16 protein-coding genes are annotated in these 20,867 nt (G+C 46.5%); 15 read left to right on the top strand and 1 reads right to left on the bottom strand.

Annotation, left to right across the window (positions count from 1 at the left end):
• Positions 1-7: 7 nt before the first annotated feature.
• From ACHUET_RS01895 to ACHUET_RS01915, 5 genes are all read left to right on the top strand, one after another.
• The gene (locus tag ACHUET_RS01895; protein WP_201598886.1) at positions 8-733 is read left to right on the top strand and encodes an ABC transporter permease; all 726 of its coding nucleotides are present in this window, start codon (positions 8-10) and stop codon (positions 731-733) included.
• 105 nt (positions 734-838) lie between these two features.
• Complete coding sequence (locus ACHUET_RS01900; RefSeq protein ID WP_394210174.1) at positions 839-1,555, top strand: fumarylacetoacetate hydrolase family protein; 717 nt, start codon at positions 839-841, stop codon at positions 1,553-1,555.
• 283 nt (positions 1,556-1,838) lie between these two features.
• Positions 1,839-4,064, top strand: a complete 2,226-nt coding sequence (locus tag ACHUET_RS01905) for a PhoX family protein (RefSeq protein ID WP_394210176.1) — start codon at positions 1,839-1,841, stop codon at positions 4,062-4,064.
• A gap of 258 nt (positions 4,065-4,322) precedes the next feature.
• Positions 4,323-5,816, top strand: a complete 1,494-nt coding sequence (locus ACHUET_RS01910; RefSeq protein WP_394210177.1) for an esterase/lipase family protein — start codon at positions 4,323-4,325, stop codon at positions 5,814-5,816.
• A 48-nt stretch (positions 5,817-5,864) separates the two neighbouring features.
• Complete coding sequence (locus tag ACHUET_RS01915) at positions 5,865-6,527, top strand: hypothetical protein (RefSeq protein WP_394210179.1); 663 nt, start codon at positions 5,865-5,867, stop codon at positions 6,525-6,527.
• A 108-nt stretch (positions 6,528-6,635) separates the two neighbouring features.
• Here ACHUET_RS01915 and hslO read toward each other — a convergent pair whose 3' ends face one another.
• On the bottom strand, positions 6,636-7,616 hold the full coding sequence (gene hslO / locus ACHUET_RS01920; RefSeq protein ID WP_394210181.1) for an Hsp33 family molecular chaperone HslO: 981 nt from the start codon (positions 7,614-7,616) through the stop codon (positions 6,636-6,638).
• Positions 7,617-8,023: 407 nt separating this feature from the next.
• Here hslO and ACHUET_RS01925 point away from each other — a divergent pair, with 407 nt between their 5' ends.
• The 10 genes from ACHUET_RS01925 to ACHUET_RS01970 all read left to right on the top strand — a co-directional run bounded on the left by ACHUET_RS01925 (position 8,024) and on the right by ACHUET_RS01970 (position 20,852).
• Positions 8,024-9,010, top strand: a complete 987-nt coding sequence (locus tag ACHUET_RS01925) for a glutamate/aspartate ABC transporter substrate-binding protein (RefSeq protein ID WP_201598875.1) — start codon at positions 8,024-8,026, stop codon at positions 9,008-9,010.
• Positions 9,011-9,099: 89 nt separating this feature from the next.
• Positions 9,100-9,846 (top strand): amino acid ABC transporter permease, encoded by a 747-nt coding sequence (locus ACHUET_RS01930; RefSeq protein ID WP_201598872.1) that lies wholly within the window; start codon positions 9,100-9,102, stop codon positions 9,844-9,846.
• A complete protein-coding gene (locus ACHUET_RS01935) occupies positions 9,843-10,511 on the top strand; it encodes an ABC transporter permease subunit (protein WP_394210184.1) in 669 nt (222 codons plus the stop codon). The genes ACHUET_RS01930 and ACHUET_RS01935 overlap by 4 nt, the downstream gene beginning before the upstream one ends.
• Before the next feature lie 174 nt (positions 10,512-10,685).
• Positions 10,686-11,417, top strand: coding sequence for an amino acid ABC transporter ATP-binding protein (locus tag ACHUET_RS01940; protein WP_371531782.1), 732 nt, complete (start codon positions 10,686-10,688; stop codon positions 11,415-11,417).
• A gap of 225 nt (positions 11,418-11,642) precedes the next feature.
• Positions 11,643-12,899 carry an FAD-dependent oxidoreductase gene (locus ACHUET_RS01945; RefSeq protein ID WP_394210186.1) on the top strand — a complete coding sequence of 419 codons (1,257 nt, stop codon included), beginning with the start codon at positions 11,643-11,645 and terminating at the stop codon, positions 12,897-12,899.
• Between the two features lie 307 nt (positions 12,900-13,206).
• The gene (locus ACHUET_RS01950; RefSeq protein WP_394210188.1) at positions 13,207-14,985 is read left to right on the top strand and encodes an AMP-binding protein; all 1,779 of its coding nucleotides are present in this window, start codon (positions 13,207-13,209) and stop codon (positions 14,983-14,985) included.
• 128 nt (positions 14,986-15,113) lie between these two features.
• On the top strand, positions 15,114-16,724 hold the full coding sequence (locus ACHUET_RS01955) for a carboxyl transferase domain-containing protein (RefSeq protein WP_394210190.1): 1,611 nt from the start codon (positions 15,114-15,116) through the stop codon (positions 16,722-16,724).
• 173 nt (positions 16,725-16,897) lie between these two features.
• Entirely contained in the window at positions 16,898-17,716 is an 819-nt protein-coding gene (locus ACHUET_RS01960; protein WP_394210191.1) for an enoyl-CoA hydratase/isomerase family protein, read from the top strand.
• A gap of 77 nt (positions 17,717-17,793) precedes the next feature.
• Positions 17,794-19,902: an acetyl/propionyl/methylcrotonyl-CoA carboxylase subunit alpha gene (locus tag ACHUET_RS01965; RefSeq protein WP_394210193.1), complete on the top strand. Its 2,109-nt coding sequence runs from the start codon at positions 17,794-17,796 to the stop codon at positions 19,900-19,902.
• 14 nt (positions 19,903-19,916) lie between these two features.
• The gene (locus tag ACHUET_RS01970) at positions 19,917-20,852 is read left to right on the top strand and encodes a hydroxymethylglutaryl-CoA lyase (RefSeq protein ID WP_394210195.1); all 936 of its coding nucleotides are present in this window, start codon (positions 19,917-19,919) and stop codon (positions 20,850-20,852) included.
• The last annotated feature ends 15 nt before the right edge of the window (positions 20,853-20,867 follow it).

Here is a 20,867-nt window from a genome sequence, read left to right on the forward strand (position 1 = left end):
AGATACTATGGATTGGAATTGGCAGGTCATTTTTGACCATATCCCTGACTTATTAGGCGGCGCGGTATTGACCGTACAGCTGGTGGTCATCTCATGTGTTATCGGGTTGTTTTTTGGTTTGATCTTAGCGCTATTACGGCTGTCTAAGAACTGGTTGGTACAGATACTCCCGTTTCTCTATATCTTCTTTTTTCGCGGTACGCCGCTGCTGGTGCAGATATTCCTGATTTATTACGGTTTGGGTCAGTTTGAAGCGGTACGTGATTCATTCTTATGGGAGCCTGTGCTCAGTCAAGCATACTGGTGTGCCATTATCGCCTTTACCCTGAATACCAGTGCGTATTTGGCAGAGATTATACGCGGTGCGATTCAAAACATCCCAATCGGTGAGCTTGAGGCTGCTGATGCGCTTGGCATGTCAAAATGGCAGAAGCTAACACGCGTGACCTTGCCGCGTGCGTTTGGTATCGTGATACCCGCCTACAGCAACGAAGTGATCTTTATGCTAAAGGGCAGTGCGCTCGCTTCGACCATTGCATTGATGGATATCACTGGTGTTGCTCGTACGATTAGTGCGCGTACTTATACCTTGATGGAGCTGTTCTTTGCTGCTGGTATCGTTTATCTATTGCTGTCATGGGTTATCTTATTTAGCTTTAGAATGTTTGAAAGACGCATGAATCGACATGCCAGCTATGTGCCACCAGATGTGGTGACCAATACGATCCCGTAGTGAGTTGCTAGTCATGAATGGTCGCCAAGATGACAATAAAGGTGACAGTAGACAATATAGTAGGGATTGCTGAAAAATATTTATCATTTATAGGGAGAGTCTAGTATGAGCCAATCGCCACATGAGTCATTAGCAAATGCCATTGCCGCTGGTGTCAATGAAGAACAGAGCATTGATAACCACAATGAGCGCTTACGTGCTTCTATCGGTAAAGTCGTCTGTGTGGGTCGTAACTATGCGGCGCATGCTGAAGAGCTTGGCAATGAAGTGCCGTCATCGCCCATACTGTTTATGAAGCCAGCGTCTTCAGTGGTCTCTATTCGTAGTGATGTGGTGCGTCCCAATCCAGAGGTATTTGGCGAGACACATTACGAGGCTGAGCTATGTATTCAGCTGTCAGCTGACCTGTCGATGGCAACGATTGAAGAGGCACAGCAGGCGATTGGCGGGGTGACGTTGGGGCTGGATTTGACTTTGCGTGATTTGCAGAGCACCCTTAAAGAAAAAGGTCATCCATGGGAGCGTGCTAAGTGTTTTGATGGTGCATGCGTGCTTGCTGACTGGATCGACCCGCAAGCGTTTGGCAATCTTCAGAACGTACATTATCAGCTCACCATTAATGATAAGCTGGCGCAAGATGGTGATAGCGCTTTGATGTTGTTCCCTGTCTATGAGCTGCTGGTCAACATCAGCAATGCTTTTAGCCTACAGGCAGGTGATGTGATCATGACTGGCACACCAAGCGGCGTGGGTGTATTGCAAGCAGGCGATAAGCTCAAGCTAACATTGGGTGCTCATGAATGGGTAACACAAGTGCAGTAAGCTTGCTAAATGAACCAGTACTAGTCGTCATAAATATCAAAAAGCCCTGAGCCATTGCTTGGGGCTTTTATTTTTTAGACTTTATATGTTTTTTCAAAATTTTTTAATCCTTATATCTCTCAATAATTGTTTATACAGTTATTTGTCATGAGTTTGTCATCTATCGTTCAGCGTGCTGTCATAAAGAGTCAGTAGACTTAAGCGGAATTCGTATTTTTGTGGTTGTAATGTGACGCCGCGACCCACTCTCCGCCAATCTAGCCCAATAGCAAGGTGACTGATAATGACATTATTGAATAAAGAACTAGAGCTCGCTCACGAAATCGTTGAAAATTCAAATCCTACTAATAATACTGATTTTCAGACGGTTATTAATCGCCGTCTGAATCGCCGTAGTATTCTAAAAGGTGGTACAGGGTTGACGGCAGCAGCGTTTTTTGGCGCGCTACCTTTGGTTGGTTGTAGTGATGATGATGACAATATCAGCAGTCCTATCGTCGAAAATGGCGATGATGCTGCTATTCCGGCACAGGGCGATTTGAAGCGTCCTGAAACCTTAAAATTTAAGGCCGTAGCGCACTCAACTGCTGAGACGATGACGGTGGCAGAAGGTTACAAGGCAGAGATGATATTGCCGCTTGGTACACCGCTGATGTCTGGTCTTGACGACTGGAAAGACAATCGTGAGCAATCGGCAGAATCATTTGAATGGCGCATGGGTGACAACCATGATGGCATGTGGTTCTTTGGCAAAAAAGATAATGCATACGATGCCAAAGCTTCAGAGAGTGGCCTATTGGTTATGAATCACGAATACGTGAATAGTGAGGAGCTAAGCCCGTTTGGGTATTATGTTATCGAAGATAAAGATGCTGCGCCTTTATTCCAACGCCGCCGCCTTGCCAGCGATATACGCCGTGAAGTCAACTGCCATGGCGTGGCAGTGGTTGAGATGAAGCGCCGCGCAAATGGCATGGGCTATGAGATGGTGCTAAACTCCAAATACAATCGACGTATCACTAGTAGTACGACCGCACAGTTAGCAGGCCCTGTGGCAGGTTCTGATTTGGTCAAAACCAAGTTTGACCCGACAGGTTTTCAGACGCGCGGCATTAATAACAACTGCGGTGCAGGCTTGTCACCTTGGGGCACGTATTTGACCACAGAAGAGAACTTCTTGGGTGTGTTTGCGCGTGGACAAGATGCCAGCCAGTTAAGCGCCAGTGATAACTATGGTCGCGAGCGTTATGGCGCACCAGAGAACTCTCCAGGCTCTAGATATCTATGGCACACGCCTGACGCCAAAGACGCCATCATCACAGACGAGTTTTCACGTTGGGATATGACCGCTGTTGGTGCTAGTGCTGCTGATGATTATCGTAATGGCTTCAATACCTTTGGTTATATCACCGAGATTGACCCGTTTGACCAAAACTCTACGCCGCAAAAACGTACCGCCATGGGTCGATTTGCCCATGAAAACTGTGCCTATGCACCCGTTAAGCAGGGCAAACCTGTGGTATTTTATATGGGTGACGATGCCCGAGGCGAATACATTTATAAGTTCGTATCCAAAGCGATGTGGTCAAATGCAGATATCGGTGGCGGGCTAAAAGCTGGTGACAAATACCTGAATGACGGCACGCTATATGTTGCCATATTTAATGAAGATGGCAGCGGTGAATGGAAAGCACTTGTTCAAGGTCAAAATGGACTAGATGCGTTCAATAGTGCATTACCATTTAATAGTCAGGATGAAGTGTTGGTCTATGCTCGCGCTGCTGGCGATGCTGCTGGCGCCACTAAGATGGATCGACCAGAATGGGTATCGGTCAGTCCTATGACGGGCGATGTCTATGTGACATTGACCAACAACTCCAATCGCGGCGTCAAAGAGAGTCAACCGCTGTCTGCTGCCAACCCGCGCAGCTACGATGTCAATGGCAAACCAAGTGGTAATGACAATGGTCATATCATTCGCTGGGCAGAGACGGGCGGCGATCATGCCGCAACCAGTTTTGAGTGGGATATCTATCTGTTTGGTGCACCAAGTAACTTGTCCGCAGAGAATTTATCGCAGTTGACTGATAGCAATGATCTGTCTTCTCCTGATGGTTTGTATTTTGATCCACGTGGTGTGTTATGGATTCAGACGGATGACGGTGCGTATACCGATACTACTAGCTGTATGCTGCTTGCGGCATTACCGGGCAAAGTCAGCGATGGTACGACCATCACGACGTCAGCAGGACAGCAAACGCGCATTGGCATGCCGGCTAGTAACGACAATATCAAACGCTTCTTTGTCGGTCCTGAAGGCTGCGAAGTCACCGGTATTACCATGGCACCAGATTTCAAAACACTGTTTATCAATATTCAGCATCCAGGTAATACATGGGGTGCGGTCGCTGGCGGTAGTACTCCGCGCTCAGCAACGGTCATGATTACCAAAGAAGATGGCGATGTCATATTGGCAGAGTCATTTGAATCGGCAGCTAGCCCAGCATAGCTCGGTAAGCGCTAGATGACGAATCAGTAGAAAGTAAAAATATTAGAAAGGCATATTTACTAATCCCAAGTTTCGGCTTGGGATTTTTTCTTTTGATGCATATATTGGATGACGCTTTAATAATAATAGAGATACCGTTCATCATCCATACGTCTCTTTTGGTCACAAACGAACGCTAAAACTAAATCATTCGCTTCTATTTGCGACAGTTAAAGGATAGTATAGAAAAACCCCCTTTTCGCTAAACGTGCCAATACTATGAGCAGTCAAAATTTGTTTTATAACAACCGTGTTAGTGACAGTAGCGCTCAGAATGACAGCAGTTATACGCGTAATCGCCATGAGCTTGATGCGCATTTTGTATCAGCTGATAGCGTGCCACGGCATGGTGATTTGTACGAGCAGATAGATCAACTCGAAGCCATTGATATGGATGAGCTGGTCAAGTTATTGGCAGATACAGACGACAGTGAGGAAACGACCAAAACCCCTGTCTCTTTGGCGGATTTTTTTGAAGGATTGGCGCAGCTTGCGACCATGGGGGTGGTTGAGGTGACTGAGATTGTGGAGTCCATCCACCGTGAAGTTATCTTGCGTCCCTTAGGCCGTTTCAATGATAAGCATCTCAATAAATGGCAGCGCGGTTTCACTGGGCGCATCTATGGCACGATACGTCATATCATGCTGATGGTCGGTAACAATCTGGCCTCTGTACTACGGATATACAAAAACTTCATCGTGCAAAAAACAGCTCAGCCACTACCTGACTCACTAAAAAAGCTGGTCAATGTCATCAATGGTGTCATGGGCGATCATCTGGTCAACAATCAAAATGCGCTCGCGATTCCGATGATGTTATACACCAAAGATGGTAAGCCCCAAAGTGAGCGGCTATCAGGGCGGATTGCTATTTTGTGCCATGGTCTGTGTATGAGCCACTTAAGCTGGCAGTCACAAGAAGGCAATGATCTGGGCGAGGCGATTCATATCAGCCAGCCTGACACCACCGTTCTATACTTAGATTATAATACAGGTCGACGTATCTCCCGCAGCGGTCGTAAATTCTCGCAACTGCTACAGGACTTGGTCGATAATAACCCAAATATTACTCAGATAGATTTGGTTGGTCATAGTATGGGCGGCTTGGTCGCACGTAGTGCGCTGTTTTATGGTGAGCAAGAGCGCTTAGATTGGATAAAGCGCGTGGGCAATCTCATCACCCTAGGTTCACCGCATCATGGAGCGGTGCTCGAGCGTATCGGTAATTATGTGCAAGACATCATCGCCAAGCTGCCATTTGCGGGCTCGCTTGCCAAGCTCGGTGATATGCGTAGTGCAGGTATTATTGATCTGCGTCACGGCAGTATTCGTGATGCTGATTGGAAAGCCTTAGAAGGACGCAGCGTATTACCACAAGACTTCCGTCATCCTGCGCGCTTGCCCAGTGGTATCAAAACTTACTTTGTCGCCAGTGCTTTGCTCGAGACGCATTACGAATCTAAGATGACAGATTTGCTAGGAGATAGCTTGGTATCGGTCGCATCAGCGCTAGGTGAAGATGATGCTGAGCATGCATTGTTTGTGCCAGATGGTCATAAAGCGGTGTTTTATGGTGTCAATCACCTTAACTTAATCCATAGCAGGCGAGTGCGTGAGCAAGTCGTTGAATGGCTGCTCGATAATGGTCTAAGCGACTATGCTGGACGTCCGCGCATACATTCTTATCCTAGAAGTTTGGCTGTGGCGGTGTAGAGAACAGTGGGTATGATTTCGAGTTATCTGCGTTATGTGTACTGCGCAATGACGTTTTTATCATTTCAGAAAGTGCTACTGAGAAATTTGTCTTTGCTATTAGGCAGCGCACTCATAGTTACTAGCTGTGCAAAGCCAAATGTACACGACCCTAATGCTCAAATTAAAGTAGATGTAGATGGTGACAGCTACGTTATTCCCTTAAACCATATTGTCAGACCAGATACGGGTAGTTATGCCAGTTTTGAGACGGATATGGGTCATGGTTATTTCTTTTGGCCAAGTGGTCGAGGCCTCAATAATAATGATAAAGACCCAAATGTCTTTGATTATGACAATAATATTATAGAGTTTTACTGGGCAGCTAAAAACTCAAAAATTGAAGGTGCTGATATACCGACTAGAATAGATAGTATCAAGCAAGAAGAGAATAGAGATTTTGATAGAGATGACTATGAATTAGAGGCATACGTTGGGTCAGGTGATCTTTATGCCATATACTATATAGGAAGTATTTATGCAGATGCGCCGATTACGATTCGCTGTATGCCTACAGTTGATGAAGACCAAGATAGAATGTGCCAAATGGAGTACATGTATCCTGAGTACAATAACTATGTAAGACTTCAGTTTTCAAAAAAACATTTAGCTGACTGGCAGGCAATCAATACAATGGCGATTGATTACATGGAAAAATGGCATCAAGACTAAAGGTAGATCAACATAAAAGCAGTCATATACTTTTTAAAATTTCAAAAAAACCCTCAAGTATGACACTTGAGGGTTTTTTTATGAGGGCTGATGCTTAGTGATAAAAAATTAATCAGCAAATACCGCTGCTACATCATCTTTGTTGAATTTATAGACTTCACCGCAGAATCCGCAATCCATCTCAAACGTACCGCCTTGCTCTTCGACGATATCTAACGCTTCTGCTTCGCCGATTTGCTCGATGGCCATCTCACACTTCTCGCGTGAGCAGGTGCAACCAAAGGCTAGAGGCGCAGGCTCAGGGGCGACGATGTTTTCTTCATGATACAAACGATACAGAATCTCGTTAGCATCCAGTGTCGTTAGCTCTTCTGCTTTTACCGTGCGCGTCAATACAGACAAGCGCGTCCATAAATCATCATCGATACCTGCATCTTGGTTTTGCTCAACCTCAAAGTTTTCTTCAGCAGTACGCGGTAGCATTTGTACCAAGATACCACCCGCTTGCAGGCCGTCAGATGCCAAGTTAATGAGCGTCGGAATCTGCGCTGATTGCTTTTGATAATGTGCTAAGCAGTCCGCCAAGTTGTCATGGCTACGCTCAACGATACCTTGGTACGGCTCACCGCCATCAGGCTGAATATTGATAAACAATACGCCTTGTCCCATCGCACCCAGCTCAGCAAATGCTTCTTTGGCATGGATCATATTGTCCCACGCGTGTATTTGCTCATCCGTCTCGCCTTTCCAGCTGGCAAGCGCACGGATAATGCCGTCTTGGTCACATTCTGCCATCGCCCAATTGAGCAAGCTGTCGCTGTCTGATGATTGCAACTGGATAGATAGGCGACCGTTAATTTTGACGGTACTGATAAGCAAACTCGCTGCTGTCAGCATCTCACCCAATAAGCGTTTGATGGCTTCAGGGTAGGGCTTCTGCGCAATTGTGCTGGCGTAGCTGCGTGATAGGCGGACCACGTCACCGCGCACAGGAGAGTCTTCAACAAAAAAACGTTGGCGTAAGTCGTTGTCGCTATGGGTGCCAGCAGTTTGGCTGTCCGTATTCGGGACTTGAGTATCTTGTGTCATAAGTCATTTGTAGTATTAAGAAGTTGTTAGCTTTATGGGGACTATGGCCGATTTATCAATCATAGCAATCACAATATTATGATCACAATGTTTTCTTAATTACATGTATCAATGAGGGACAGATATAGGTATGAATGAGTCAGTTAGCTGTTTATTTCTATAGTGATGTAGTAATTGGGAGCCAACGGTTTTTAGGTAAAAAATAAATATATTCCAAAATATCATTTCCTTTAAAAAAAACTTACCATCTAACACAAATTTGTTGTACAGTAACATTGAGTTGCATTGTGATAAACAACAGCAACAACCGTACGGATGCGGGGCAATGAGGTCGGTCAATCAGACTCGTGTCTTCAAAGCACTCATTCAATCTTGTGATAAAAGCTTGTGATAAAAGGATGTATTCCATGACCCACTTATTTTCTAAACCTTTGACTTTGGCAGCCTTTATGGCATTGGGCTTAGCTGGCTGTAACAACAGTAGCCAGACCACAGCCGAAGCGCCAGCTGCAGATGATGCCACCACGACAGAAGCTGCTGCCACGGATACCAACGGCACGCTACAAAAAATCAAAGACTCAGGCACCATCGTCGTCGGTCACCGTGACTCCTCTATTCCATTTTCTTATATTGCTGATGATCCTAATCAGCCTATCGGCTATGCACACGATTTAGAAATGAAAGTTGTCGAAGCAGTGAAGCAAAAGCTAAACATGCCAGACCTCAACGTCCGTTATAACTTGATTACCTCACAAACGCGTATCCCATTGGTACAAAACGGCACGGTAGATTTTGAGTGTGGCTCAACCACCAACAACGAAGAGCGTCAAAAGCAAGTCGCCTTCTCTAATGGTTTCTTTGAGATTGGTACGCGTCTGTTGACCAAAAAAGACTCTGGTATTCAGAATTTTGAAGACCTAAAAGGTAAAACTCTTGTCACCACGGCAGGTACGACCTCGGAACGTTATATCCGTCAGTACAATGATGACAACAAAATGGATATGAACATCATCTCAGCAAAAGATCACGGCGAAGCCTTCTTGATGTTAGAAAATGGTCGTGCTGATGCCTTTATGATGGATGATGTGTTGCTCGCGGGCGAAAAAGCCAAAGCAAAAAATCCTGATGAATGGGTTATCGTTGGTGAGCCACAATCGTTTGAGATTTATGGCTGTATGATGCGTAAAGACGATCCTGAATTCAAAGCCGTCGTCAATGAAGCATTAAATAATGTCTTTAGCTCAGGCGAGATCAATAGTATTTATGACAAATGGTTCTTGAACCCAGTCCCACCGAAAAACGTCAATCTAAACTTTGAGATGTCTGACAACTTAAAAGCGTTGATTGCCAATCCGCATGACGGTGCACAGCCAAAAACGGCGACCGCTCAATAAGTTCTTTGTCCCTCAATATGGCTTGCCTATAGGTCAGATATTATGTGTCTGACCTATAGGCTTATGAATCGCTGCTCGGAGAGACAACCATGAATTATAGCTGGAACTGGGGTGTGCTCTTTGAGCAAACTGGTATCGGTAACGAGCTTTATATCCATTGGATGATTACAGGTCTTGGCTGGCTGCTATTAATCGGCAGTATCGCATGGGCCATCGCCATGGTCGTCGGTACCATCTTTGGTATCATGCGTACCCTGCCCAATAAGACTGCTCGTACGATTGGTACGGCTTATGTGACATTCTTTCGCAATATTCCACTACTAGTACAATTGTTCTTTTGGTTTTACATCGCACCCGGCTGGCTCACGCCCACGATACAAGAATGGTGGTATAAGGACTTGTCTCCGAATACCTCAGCCATGCTGTCAGCGAGTATCGGTCTTGGCTTATTTACCGCTGCTCGTATTGTTGAGCAAGTACGGACGGGTATCGAGTCGCTACCTGATGGGCAAACCAATGCTGCATATGCATTGGGTTTTAGCATTCCGCAAGTCTATAAAGAAGTGCTGCTACCGCAAGCCTTTCGTATTATCTTGCCGCCGCTCAGCTCGGAGCTGACCAACTGTTTCAAAAACGCCTCTGTCGCCTCGCTCGTCGGGGTAATGGAGCTGATTAGCCAAACAAAAACTATCAGTGAATATACGCAGAATAGTATTGAGATTTATACCTATGCGACGATTGTCTATTTGGTTTTCAATTTATCTTTGATTGCTATTATGGGACTCATTGAGCGTAAATTGCGTGTACCTGGGCTTATTGCGGGAGGTCAGAAATGAATATGACCGAATTGGCAACAGCCTATCCTGGTTTGATGGGCGGCATGATAACCACCTTAAAAGTGCTTTTTTTGGCAATTATTGGTGGTATCAGCTTAGGCACGGTACTAGCGTTAATGCGTTTGTCTGGTATCAAGGCGCTTGAAGTACCTTCAAAGTTATATGTCAATTATTTCCGCTCAGTACCGCTGCTATTGGTACTACTGTGGTTTTATTTTGCCGTACCGATGATTTATTTTTGGGTCGCAGGTAAATATCTACAGATCAATGCCGCGTTTGCCTCTTGTGTGGTCGCATTCATGATGTTTGAGGCTGCCTACTTTTCAGAAGTGGTGCGTGCGGGTATCCAGTCGATTGGTAGCGGACAGGTCAATGCGGCAAAAGCACTGGGCATGACTTATGGGCAGACCATGCGTCTGGTCATCTTGCCGCAAGCCTTTCGCAAAATGCTACCACTGATTTTGCAGCAGTGTATTATCTTGTTCCAAGATACGACATTGGTATTCGCTATTGGTTTGACAGACTTTTTCCGCGCAGCCTACGTCCGCGGTGAGCTAATGGGATTACTTACGCCTTATATCTTAGGCGCTGGCGCTGTCTACTTTGTGATTAGCTTGAGTGCGTCGATTGGTGTGCAACAACTACAAAAGCGTTTACGGTTTTAATAGGTATCTCGCTTGGGACTTTGAGCGTTAAGATTGTGGTTTGGTATTTTGATTTAATTTTTAAACGACGGTTATCGATAATAATGTGGTTAGGAGCCAGTGATGAGCAATGCTGATACATACATAAATTCCTTTGGTGGACTGGTTACTAACAATGGCCATGCGACTGATGAGATGGTCATTCAAATGTCAAATGTCAGCAAGTGGTATGGAGACTTTCAGGTACTAACTGACTGTACTGCACACGTGCATAAAGGAGATGTGGTCGTTGTTTGTGGCCCTTCAGGCAGTGGTAAATCGACGCTGATTAAGACAGTCAATGGACTTGAGCCTTTTCAAAAAGGTGAAATCATGGTCAATGGCATCTCTGTCGGTGATTCAAAAACAAATCTGCCTAAGCTACGTAGCCGTGTCGGTATGGTGTTTCAGCATTTTGAATTGTTTCCGCATTTGACCATTATTGATAATTTGACAGTGGCACAGATCAAAGTATTGGGGCGCAAAGAGAGCGAGGCGAAGCAAAAAGCGATGGCGTATCTGGACCGCGTCGGTCTGACCGTACAAGCGGCGAAATATCCAGCGGAGCTATCGGGCGGTCAGCAGCAGCGCGTTGCCATTGCTCGTGCACTGGCTATGGACCCTGTGGCAATGCTGTTTGATGAGCCAACCTCTGCGCTCGATCCTGAGATGATTCAAGAAGTGCTCGATGTCATGGTCGAGCTGACTCGTGATGGCATGACCATGATGTGTGTGACCCACGAAATGGGCTTTGCCAGTCAGGTCGCCAACCGTATTATCTTTATGGATGAAGGGCATATTGTCGAAAACTGTAGTAAGGATGAGTTCTTTGAAGGCGCAAAAAGTGATCGTGCGCAGATGTTCTTATCAAAGATTTTGAATCATTAATCACCTTGGCTGTATTTACACTAGTGCTTGAAACACAAATGAAATCATCAATAAAGAGCGTCTATCAATAGGCGCTTTTTTATGGGCGTTAATCTAGCAATTTGATTTAGATGAGTATGTGATTGGTTATACGGTTAGATAGGTGAGTGCATGCCTGTTTACTGATACAATGTCTCCCATCCTTGTTGATAATTAAAATAATTCACAAACCATATTGGAGTTTTTATGAGCGTAGATAATCTATCTGTAGCATCGGCAACCTCATCAAAAAATGGCGTCGTCATCATTGGCGCAGGCTTGGCAGGCTGGCATGTGATTGATGCTATTCGTGCAAAAGATTCAGAGATTCCAATTACCTTGATTACCTCCGATAGTGGCGATCGTTACCACAAGCCGATGCTGACCATGGCGATCAGCCAAAACAAACGCGCATCAGACTTGGTACGGTCATCTGGTAGCGATGCGGCAAAAACCGCAGGCGTGACGTTGCTTGCCGACACACAGGTTACAGACATTGATACGGCCACGCAGCAGTTACAACTTATCTCTGCTAATAGACCAGATCCAGCCCATACGGATTATGCGACGATCAATTATGGTAAGTTGGTGCTAGCGATGGGTGCGCATCCTATATTCCCTAAAAGCTTACCAGAAGATTTGGTCTGGCATGTCAATCACATTGAGCAATTCGGTCAGCTACAAGAAAAGCTGGCAACCGGTAGCCAGCACGTCGCCATCGTTGGTGCTGGTATGGTCGGGACAGAAATCGCGGAAGACTTGCTAAAAGCAGGTCATCAAGTGACCTTGATTGATTTGAACGATGCGCCGTTATCACAAATGCTACCAGCTAAAGCGACGGCGCGTATTGCCAAAGCGATTGAGTCACAAGGCATTCAATTTTTGGGTGGTTATCAAGTGTCTGCTGTCACCCGTGTGAGTGGCAATGACGACAGCAGCGATAGCGAAAAGCTAAGAGTAGACTACGCACCGCTCGCCTCAACTGAAGGTAGTACCGATGCAGAGCAACCTGAGCCATTGATCGTAGACCATGTGATTGCCAGTACAGGTCTGACCGTCGATGGGCAATTACCAGCGGCAGCGGGCGTTGAATTTGACCGTCGCACCGGTATTGTGGTTGATGAAGCGACATTGCGCACCGACACCGCACATATTTATGCCATTGGTGATTGCATGTCTATCAATGGGGTTGCCTGTCGTTATGTGGCGCCACTGCGCGCACAGGCTGCGACCATCGCTGATGATATCTTAGGGCATGAGCACAGCGGTTATGATCATAAGCCACCGATGATTCGTCTAAAGAACAAAGCCATTTCGGTGATGGTAACGGGTGTGCCAAACGCGGCTGGTAATTGGCAAGTGAAAACAGAAAGCGATGAGGAGCTCATCATGGATTTGCTGGATGATAATGACGCAGTGAGTGCAACCGTGACGATCAAAGCGCCTGCCACTCCTAAAGCATAACGATAGACTCTGCTAAAAAGTAGGTTCAAAAGACAACATTTAAGATTGAGCCAGCCCTTATTTATGATGTGGCTGGCTTTTTTGTGTCAAATATTTGCCATGATTTTATGTTACCTTTTACTAAGTATGAATATCGAGTATCCAATTAAATGATACATACCGTATTGATATTGTTGACATGCTTTCATTTATAGCGTTATAGTAGCTGAATGCTATGTAAGACCTGCCCAAGGAAGAAGGTTTGCACGCAGGCTATTAATAAGTGCTATTTGTAAATAATATAAAAAGTAAAACGAAAGGACTCGTTATGACTCAAACTCCTGATTTCGATTCGACTCGCGTTGACTTCGATGCCATTTTAAACAATATTCCTAGTATCAATATGGGCGCACGCTCAGACAATGCACCACTTACTCAAAGCTATGATAAAGGTCCTGATGTACCGCTGATTGAAGCGACAATCGGTGACTTTTTTGATGCTATTGTCTCCAAATATCCTGAGCGCGAAGCATTGGTCGTTCGTCATCAAAACATCCGCTGGACTTACCGTGAGCTACAGCAGCAAGTGAACCAGCTAGCCAGTAGTATGATTGAGATGGGGCTTGAGATTGGCGATCGCATCGGTATCTGGTCACATAACAATGCTGAATGGCTACTGATGCAACTGGCCACCGCAAAGGTCGGTGTTATCCTTGTCAATATCAATCCTGCCTACCGTACCTTTGAGTTGCAATATGCCCTAAATAAACTCGGCTGCTCAGCACTGGTGCTTATGCGTCATTTTAAGACCAGTGACTACGCCAGCCTGATCCGTGAGCTCTGTCCTGAGATTTATCATAAAGACTATACCCAGCTTGATTTGGTTGAGATTCCAACGATCGAGCGTATCATTTGGATTGATGAGCCAGACTCTGATGAGGAGTTTGGTTTTATGCAAAAGTTTTCTGCATGGATGAGCGAGGGCGATGCCAACGATCCCCGTGTTGCCGAGCGCCAAGCTCAGCTCAAAAATACCGATGCCATCAACGTGCAGTTCACTAGTGGCACGACAGGTACACCAAAAGGCGCAACGCTCAGCCATCGCAATATTCTCAATAACGGCTACTTCATCGGTGAGGCTATGAATCTTACTGAAGAGGATAGACTATGTATTCCAGTACCGCTATATCATTGCTTTGGTATGGTGCTTGGTAATCTCGCAATTCTGACGCACGGCGGCTGTATCGTGTATCCAAACGATGGTTTTGAGCCGTTGACGGTATTAAAAGCGGTTGAAGAAGAGAAATGTACTGGTCTACATGGCGTACCCACGATGTTTATCGCGGAGCTTGACCATCCTGAATTTGAAAACTTTGATTTGTCTACCCTGCGTACGGGCATCATGGCAGGCTCTAGCTGTCCGATTGAGGTCATGCGCCGTGTCATCGATAAGATGCACATGAGTGAAGTCACTATCGCTTATGGTATGACAGAGACCAGTCCAGTATCTTGCCAGACCAATGAGCATACGCCACTTGATAAACAAGTCTCGACCGTAGGATTGGTACAGCCTGCACTTGAGGTAAAAGTGATCGACACCGAGACGGGTGAAATTGCGCCTATTGGGGAGACTGGCGAGCTACTCACACGTGGTTACTCAGTGATGAAAGGCTATTGGGGCAGCCGTTTTAAAACGCGAGAAGCCATTCAAGATGGTTGGATGCATACAGGTGATTTGGCCACGATGGATGAAGATGGCTACGTAAAAATCGTCGGTCGTAGTAAAGACATGGTGATTCGCGGCGGCGAAAACATCTATCCAGTCGAGATCGAAAACTACCTTTATCGTCATCCAAAAATTCGCGATGTGCAAATCGTTGGGATACCAGACGAGCGTTATGGCGAAGTGCTGGCGGCGTGGATTATTCCTAAAGAGCCGGGCTGCTTGACCGAAGAAGAAGTCCGTGAATTCTGCAGTGAGCACATCGCTCATTATAAAGTGCCTGCTTACTATCGCTTTGTGACTGAGTATCCAATGACCATCACGGGCAAGATTCAAAAGTATAAAATCATTGAGCAAATGAAAGAAGAGTTGGGTTTGGTGTAAGCTGACTTATCAGCTCTAAAACACTAAAGATGAACTATGTGAGTCATACTTAAAAAATAGCAGTTGGCATCACTCATATAAAAAGCTACTCGCATTTACGTATCTATGTATTAAAGAAAAGGGATATCATGAGCGCTATCATAACCAGTAAACTGAGTCTAAACTCAAGCGACTTTCAGCAAAACAGTGCGGCGATGCAAGAGATCGTCGATGACCTGTATGTACACTTGCGTAAAGTCGCCCAAGGCGGCTCAGAGCGTGCCCGTGCCAAGCATCTAGCACGCGGCAAGTTGCTACCACGTGAGCGTGTCGAGCGTTTGCTTGATGTGGGTACGCCGTTTTTGGAAGTGGCGCCGATGGCAGCGCATGACATGTATGGCGAAGAGATTCCAGCGGCTGGCGTGATTGCAGGCATTGGTCGTATCAATGGTATTGAGTGTATGATTGTCTGTAATGATGCCACGGTAAAAGGCGGCACCTACTACCCAATGACGGTCAAAAAGCATCTACGTGCGCAAGAAATTGCACAAGAAAATCATTTGCCGTGTGTTTATCTGGTCGATTCCGGTGGCGCTAATTTACCGAACCAAGATGATGTGTTCCCTGATAAAGAGCATTTTGGCCGTATCTTTTTTAACCAAGCTAACCTGAGTGCGGCAGGTATTCCACAGATCGCGGTGGTGATGGGCAGCTGTACGGCTGGCGGTGCGTATGTGCCCGCCATGAGTGATGAATCTATCATTGTCAAAGAGCAAGGGACGATCTTTTTGGGTGGTCCGCCACTGGTCAAAGCCGCCACTGGCGAAGAGGTGACTGCAGAGGACTTGGGCGGCGGCGATGTCCATACGCGGCTCTCAGGTGTGGTCGATCATTTGGCGCAAAACGACACGCATGCGTTATCTATCGCCCGTAATATCGTCAATCATCTCAATCGCCCTGCCAAACACATTCCCAATCAAATCACACCGCGTCCGCCACGTTATGATGCCAAAGAGCTGTACGGCGTGATTCCAACGGACAAGCGCAAGCCATTTGATATCAAAGAAATCATCGCCCGTATCGTTGATGATAGTGCGTTTGATGAATTCAAAGCACGTTTTGGCACGACGTTGGTTTGTGGGTTTGCCCATATTGAAGGCATGCCCGTCGGTATCATTGCCAATAACGGCATCCTATTTAGCGAGTCAGCACAAAAGGGCACGCACTTTATTGAACTGTGCTGTAAGCGCAAAATTCCCTTAGTATTCCTTCAAAATATCACTGGCTTTATGGTTGGGCGCAAATACGAAAACGAAGGTATTGCCCGTCATGGTGCCAAAATGGTGATGGCAGTGGCCAATGCCAAAGTACCGAAATTTACCGTCATCGTTGGTGGCTCGTTCGGCGCGGGTAACTACGGCATGTGTGGCCGTGCTTATAGTCCGCGTTTCTTATGGATGTGGCCAAATGCCCGTATCTCTGTCATGGGCGGCGAGCAAGCAGCCTCGGTATTGGCAACCGTCAAGCGTGATAACTTTGACCGTAAGGGCGAGACGTGGAGTGAGGAAGATGAAGCGGCCTTTAAAGCGCCAATCCGTGAAATGTATGAAGAGCAAGGTCATCCATATTATGCCACTGCGCGCATGTGGGATGATGGCGTGATTGACCCTGCTGATACCCGTCATGTATTGGCATTGGGACTGAGCGCTGCCTATAACGCTCCGATTGAAGAGACGAAATTTGGTGTCTTTAGAATGTAAGCGCTAAGGTCTGCTCGTAATGAGAGAGTGGTGCGACAATTTTTTTAAATACGATTCTACCGCGACATCGGGTTTTGACATCTTACTTTCTTATATGAGCATTATGATGGATGACCCAAACGTTGGGCTAAATATTTACATACGCATATATGAATAGGAATATAGAGAAAGTTATGAAAGAAGCGAAATTAAAAAATACTAATAATTATAAAAGCCTGCTGGTCAGCGTTGAACAGCACGTGGCGACGGTGACATTGAACCGTCCTGAAATACGTAATGCCTTTAATGATGAAATGATTGCCGAGCTGACTGATGTATTTACCAAATTAGGTGCTGACGATGACGTACGTGTCATTGTATTAGCCGCTGCTGGTAAGGCATTTTGTGCGGGCGCTGATCTTAATTGGATGCGCGCGATGGCGGACTATAGCTACGAAGAGAATCTAGCAGATGCGGATAAATTGGCGCAAATGCTCAAGACGATTTATGAGTGCCCTAAGCCTACCATTGCAGCAATACAAGGCGATGTGTATGCCGGTGGTATGGGTCTAGTTGCCGTCTGTGATGTGGCCATCGCTGTGAAGATTGCCAACTTTTGCCTCAGCGAAGTGCGTTTGGGATTGGCGCCTGCGACCATCAGTCCTTATGTCATACGAGCGATGGGCGCTAGAGCTGCACAGCGTTACTTCTTAAGTGCAGAAGTATTCGATGCCAAAAGAGCACGTCAGCTTGGCTTTATTCATGAGCGCGTGAGCGAAGAGTGGCTGGATGATGAGGTCGTGACACTTTGCGCCAAAATGGTCAAAAACAGTCCCGATGCGGTCAAGACCTGCAAGCAGCTATTACATGATATAGCAGGCGCGCCCATTACTGATGAGCTGATTGCCGACACGGTCAAAGGAATTGCTGATATCCGTTCATCAACACAAGGCCGCGAGGGCGTGCAAGCCTTCTTGCAAAAGCGTAAGCCTGATTGGCTAACGTCAAGCTAACTAGCAGCAGAACAATGATAGATAAGTGGAAAAATAGACAAGACGTCAAATAACAACGACAAGACACAGGGATAGTTATGTTTTCTAAAATTCTAATCGCCAACCGTGGTGAAATTGCGTGCCGAGTGGCAGCGACCGCTAAGCGTCTTGGCGTCAGTACCGTTGCTGTTTATTCTGATGCTGATCGTAGCGCCAAGCATGTGGCTGTCTGTGATGAAGCGATTTATTTGGGTGGTTCAGCGCCAAAAGACAGCTATCTTAAAGGTGATGCTATTATTGCCATTGCTAAGCAAACGGGCGCTGAGGCCATTCACCCAGGCTATGGGTTTTTAAGTGAAAATGCCGACTTTGCTCAGGCGTGCCAAGAGGCTGGTTTGGTCTTTATCGGACCGTCTGCTGAGGCGATTCGCGCCATGGGCGGCAAGTCTGAGTCCAAGCGCTTGATGGAGGCCGCTGGTGTACCGCTGATACCCGGCTATCACGGTGACAACCAATACGCCCAGTTTTTGCAGCAGCAGGCAGATGATATTGGCTATCCGGTCCTAATCAAAGCGAGTGCGGGTGGCGGCGGTAAAGGTATGCGTATCGTTGAGCAAAGCAGCGACTTTATTGATTTGCTTGACTCGTGTCGCCGTGAAGCAATTACCAGCTTTGGCAATGATCAAGTATTGGTCGAGAAATATGCGCTAAAACCTCGTCATATCGAAATTCAGGTATTCGGTGATACGCATGGCAATTATGTGCATTTGTTTGAGCGTGATTGCTCAGTACAGCGTCGCCATCAAAAAGTATTAGAAGAAGCGCCGGCACCGGGTGTCGATACTGCCATGCGTGAAGCAATGGGTACAGCTGCCATTGAAGCGGCACGTGCGGTTGATTATGTTGGCGCAGGTACGGTTGAGTTTATCGTTGAGCAGCGCGAAGGCACGATGAATTTCTATTTCATGGAGATGAACACGCGCTTGCAAGTTGAACATCCCGTTAGTGAAGCTATTACTGGTGTGGATTTGGTCGAGTGGCAGCTGTTGGTCGCTGCGGGTCAGTCATTACCAAAATCGCAAGAAGATCTGACGATCAACGGTCATGCGATCGAAGCACGTATCTGTGCTGAAAACCCTGACAATAACTTTTTGCCAGCGACAGGGACGTTATTTACCTATCAAAAGCCTGAGCACAGCACCTTTAACATCACTGATGTGCGTATCGACGATGGCGTACGTGAGGGTGATGTCATCAGCCCTTTTTACGACTCTATGATTGCTAAGCTTATCGTGCATGCACCCACGCGCGAGCAGGCATTGGCGAGACTGGATCGAGCATTGGCGCAGACGCGTATCGTCGGTCTGCCAAATAACGTGGCATTTTTGCGTTATATCTTAAATACCGAGTCATTTAGTAAAGCCAATCTTGATACGGCTCTGATAGAGCGCGAGCAGGACAAGCTGTTTGATCAGCATCCGCTTGGATTATCAACGCTTGTGGTGGCGGCTATCACGCAGCAGCTTGCGAGCGAAGCCGTATCGCAAAAGACAGACAACGACCCCTTTAGCAAGCCGACAGGATTCCGTGCTTATAGCGATTATACTCGCTCCTTTAGCTTGGTGTATGATGAGCAGTCCTATTATGCCCGTATCAGTAACTGGCACAATGCCAGCTGCGCTGACAATAAAAAAGGGAGCGATAATTTCAGTCGCTTTTCGCTTGTCATCGAAAAAGAAATCGCGAATACGCAGGGTGATAGCAATATCAATGTCGCCGCTCAGACCGAAACGGTTTATGAAGGGCAAGTCAGCTATGATAGCCGTGATGCGCACAATCATACCTTATGGTTAGAGAGTGCACGTATCAGTGCCCAGAGCTGGGTCAATAATGAGACGGTCTATGTGTTCACAGATAGCGGACGCGATGAGATCGCCTTAATTGATGTGATGGCGCATGTGGGCGAAGATACTGCAGCAGTCGGCAGCCTAAAATCACCGATGCCAGGTCAAGTGGTTACCTTTAAAGTTGCGGTAGGCGATACAGTCAAAAAAGGCGAGCCACTTGCGGTCATTGAGGCCATGAAAATCGAACATACCATTACCGCACCGACAGATGGTGTGGTAGCAGAGTTATTATTTGCAGCAGGTGATTTGGTCGCTGATGGTGATGAGCTACTGCGCATCGATAGTGAAGGCAGTCAGTAAAAAGGATTATAAAAATGAGTATCTCGTATCCAAACCATTCGTATCCAAGCCATGTCACCATCGTCGATGTCAGTCCACGTGATGGATTGCAAAACGAATCAATGACGGTACCGACCGCGGTCAAGCAAGCCTTAATCAATGATTTAATTGACGCAGGGATTAAAAAACTTGAGGCGACTAGCTTTGTCTCGCCAAAGTGGGTGCCACAAATGGGCGATAACAGCGCATTGCTTGATACGCTAGCACCGACGCGGCAGACGGACGTTTGTTACTCGGTACTCGTGCCCAATATGCGCGGCTTTGACAATGCGATTGCCTACCGTCCTGATGAAATTGTTATTTTTGGCTCAGCCAGCGAAACCTTTAGTCAAAAAAATATCAACTGCAGTATTGATGAAAGTATTGAGCGTTTCGCGCCCGTTGCCGCGGCAGCAAAAGCGCAAGGTATCAAAGTGCGAGGCGTTATTTCTTGTACCGTTGGTTGTCCTTACGAAGGCGAGATTGACCCCAGTCAAGTCGCTTATGTCACTAAACGGTTGATTGAGATTGGCTCAGAGCAGATTGGCATTGCTGATACGATTGGTGTGGGTACACCGCTCAAAGTGCAGCGCGCCCTGCAAGCAGCCCTTGAATACGCCGATATCAGCATGTTGTCAGGCCATTTTCATGACACTTACGGTCAAGCACTCAGCAACACCTTAGCCGCGCTACAAATGGGTGTCAGCGAATTTGATACCTCGGTTGCTGGCCTCGGCGGTTGCCCGTATGCCAAAGGCGCAACGGGTAATGTCGCGACCGAAGATGTCGTCTATATGCTGCACGGTATGGGTATCAGTACGGGTATTGATTTGGAAAAATTGGTCGTGGCAGGTGAGCGTATTAGTGCGTTTTTAAAGCGTCCGAACGGCTCAAATGTGGCACGTGCTCTAATCAATAAACGTCAGTCTTAAAAAATTATCGTAAAA

The sequence above is a fragment of the Psychrobacter piscatorii genome, from assembly GCF_043641605.1.
Classification (GTDB): Bacteria; Pseudomonadota; Gammaproteobacteria; order Pseudomonadales; family Moraxellaceae; genus Psychrobacter; species Psychrobacter piscatorii_C.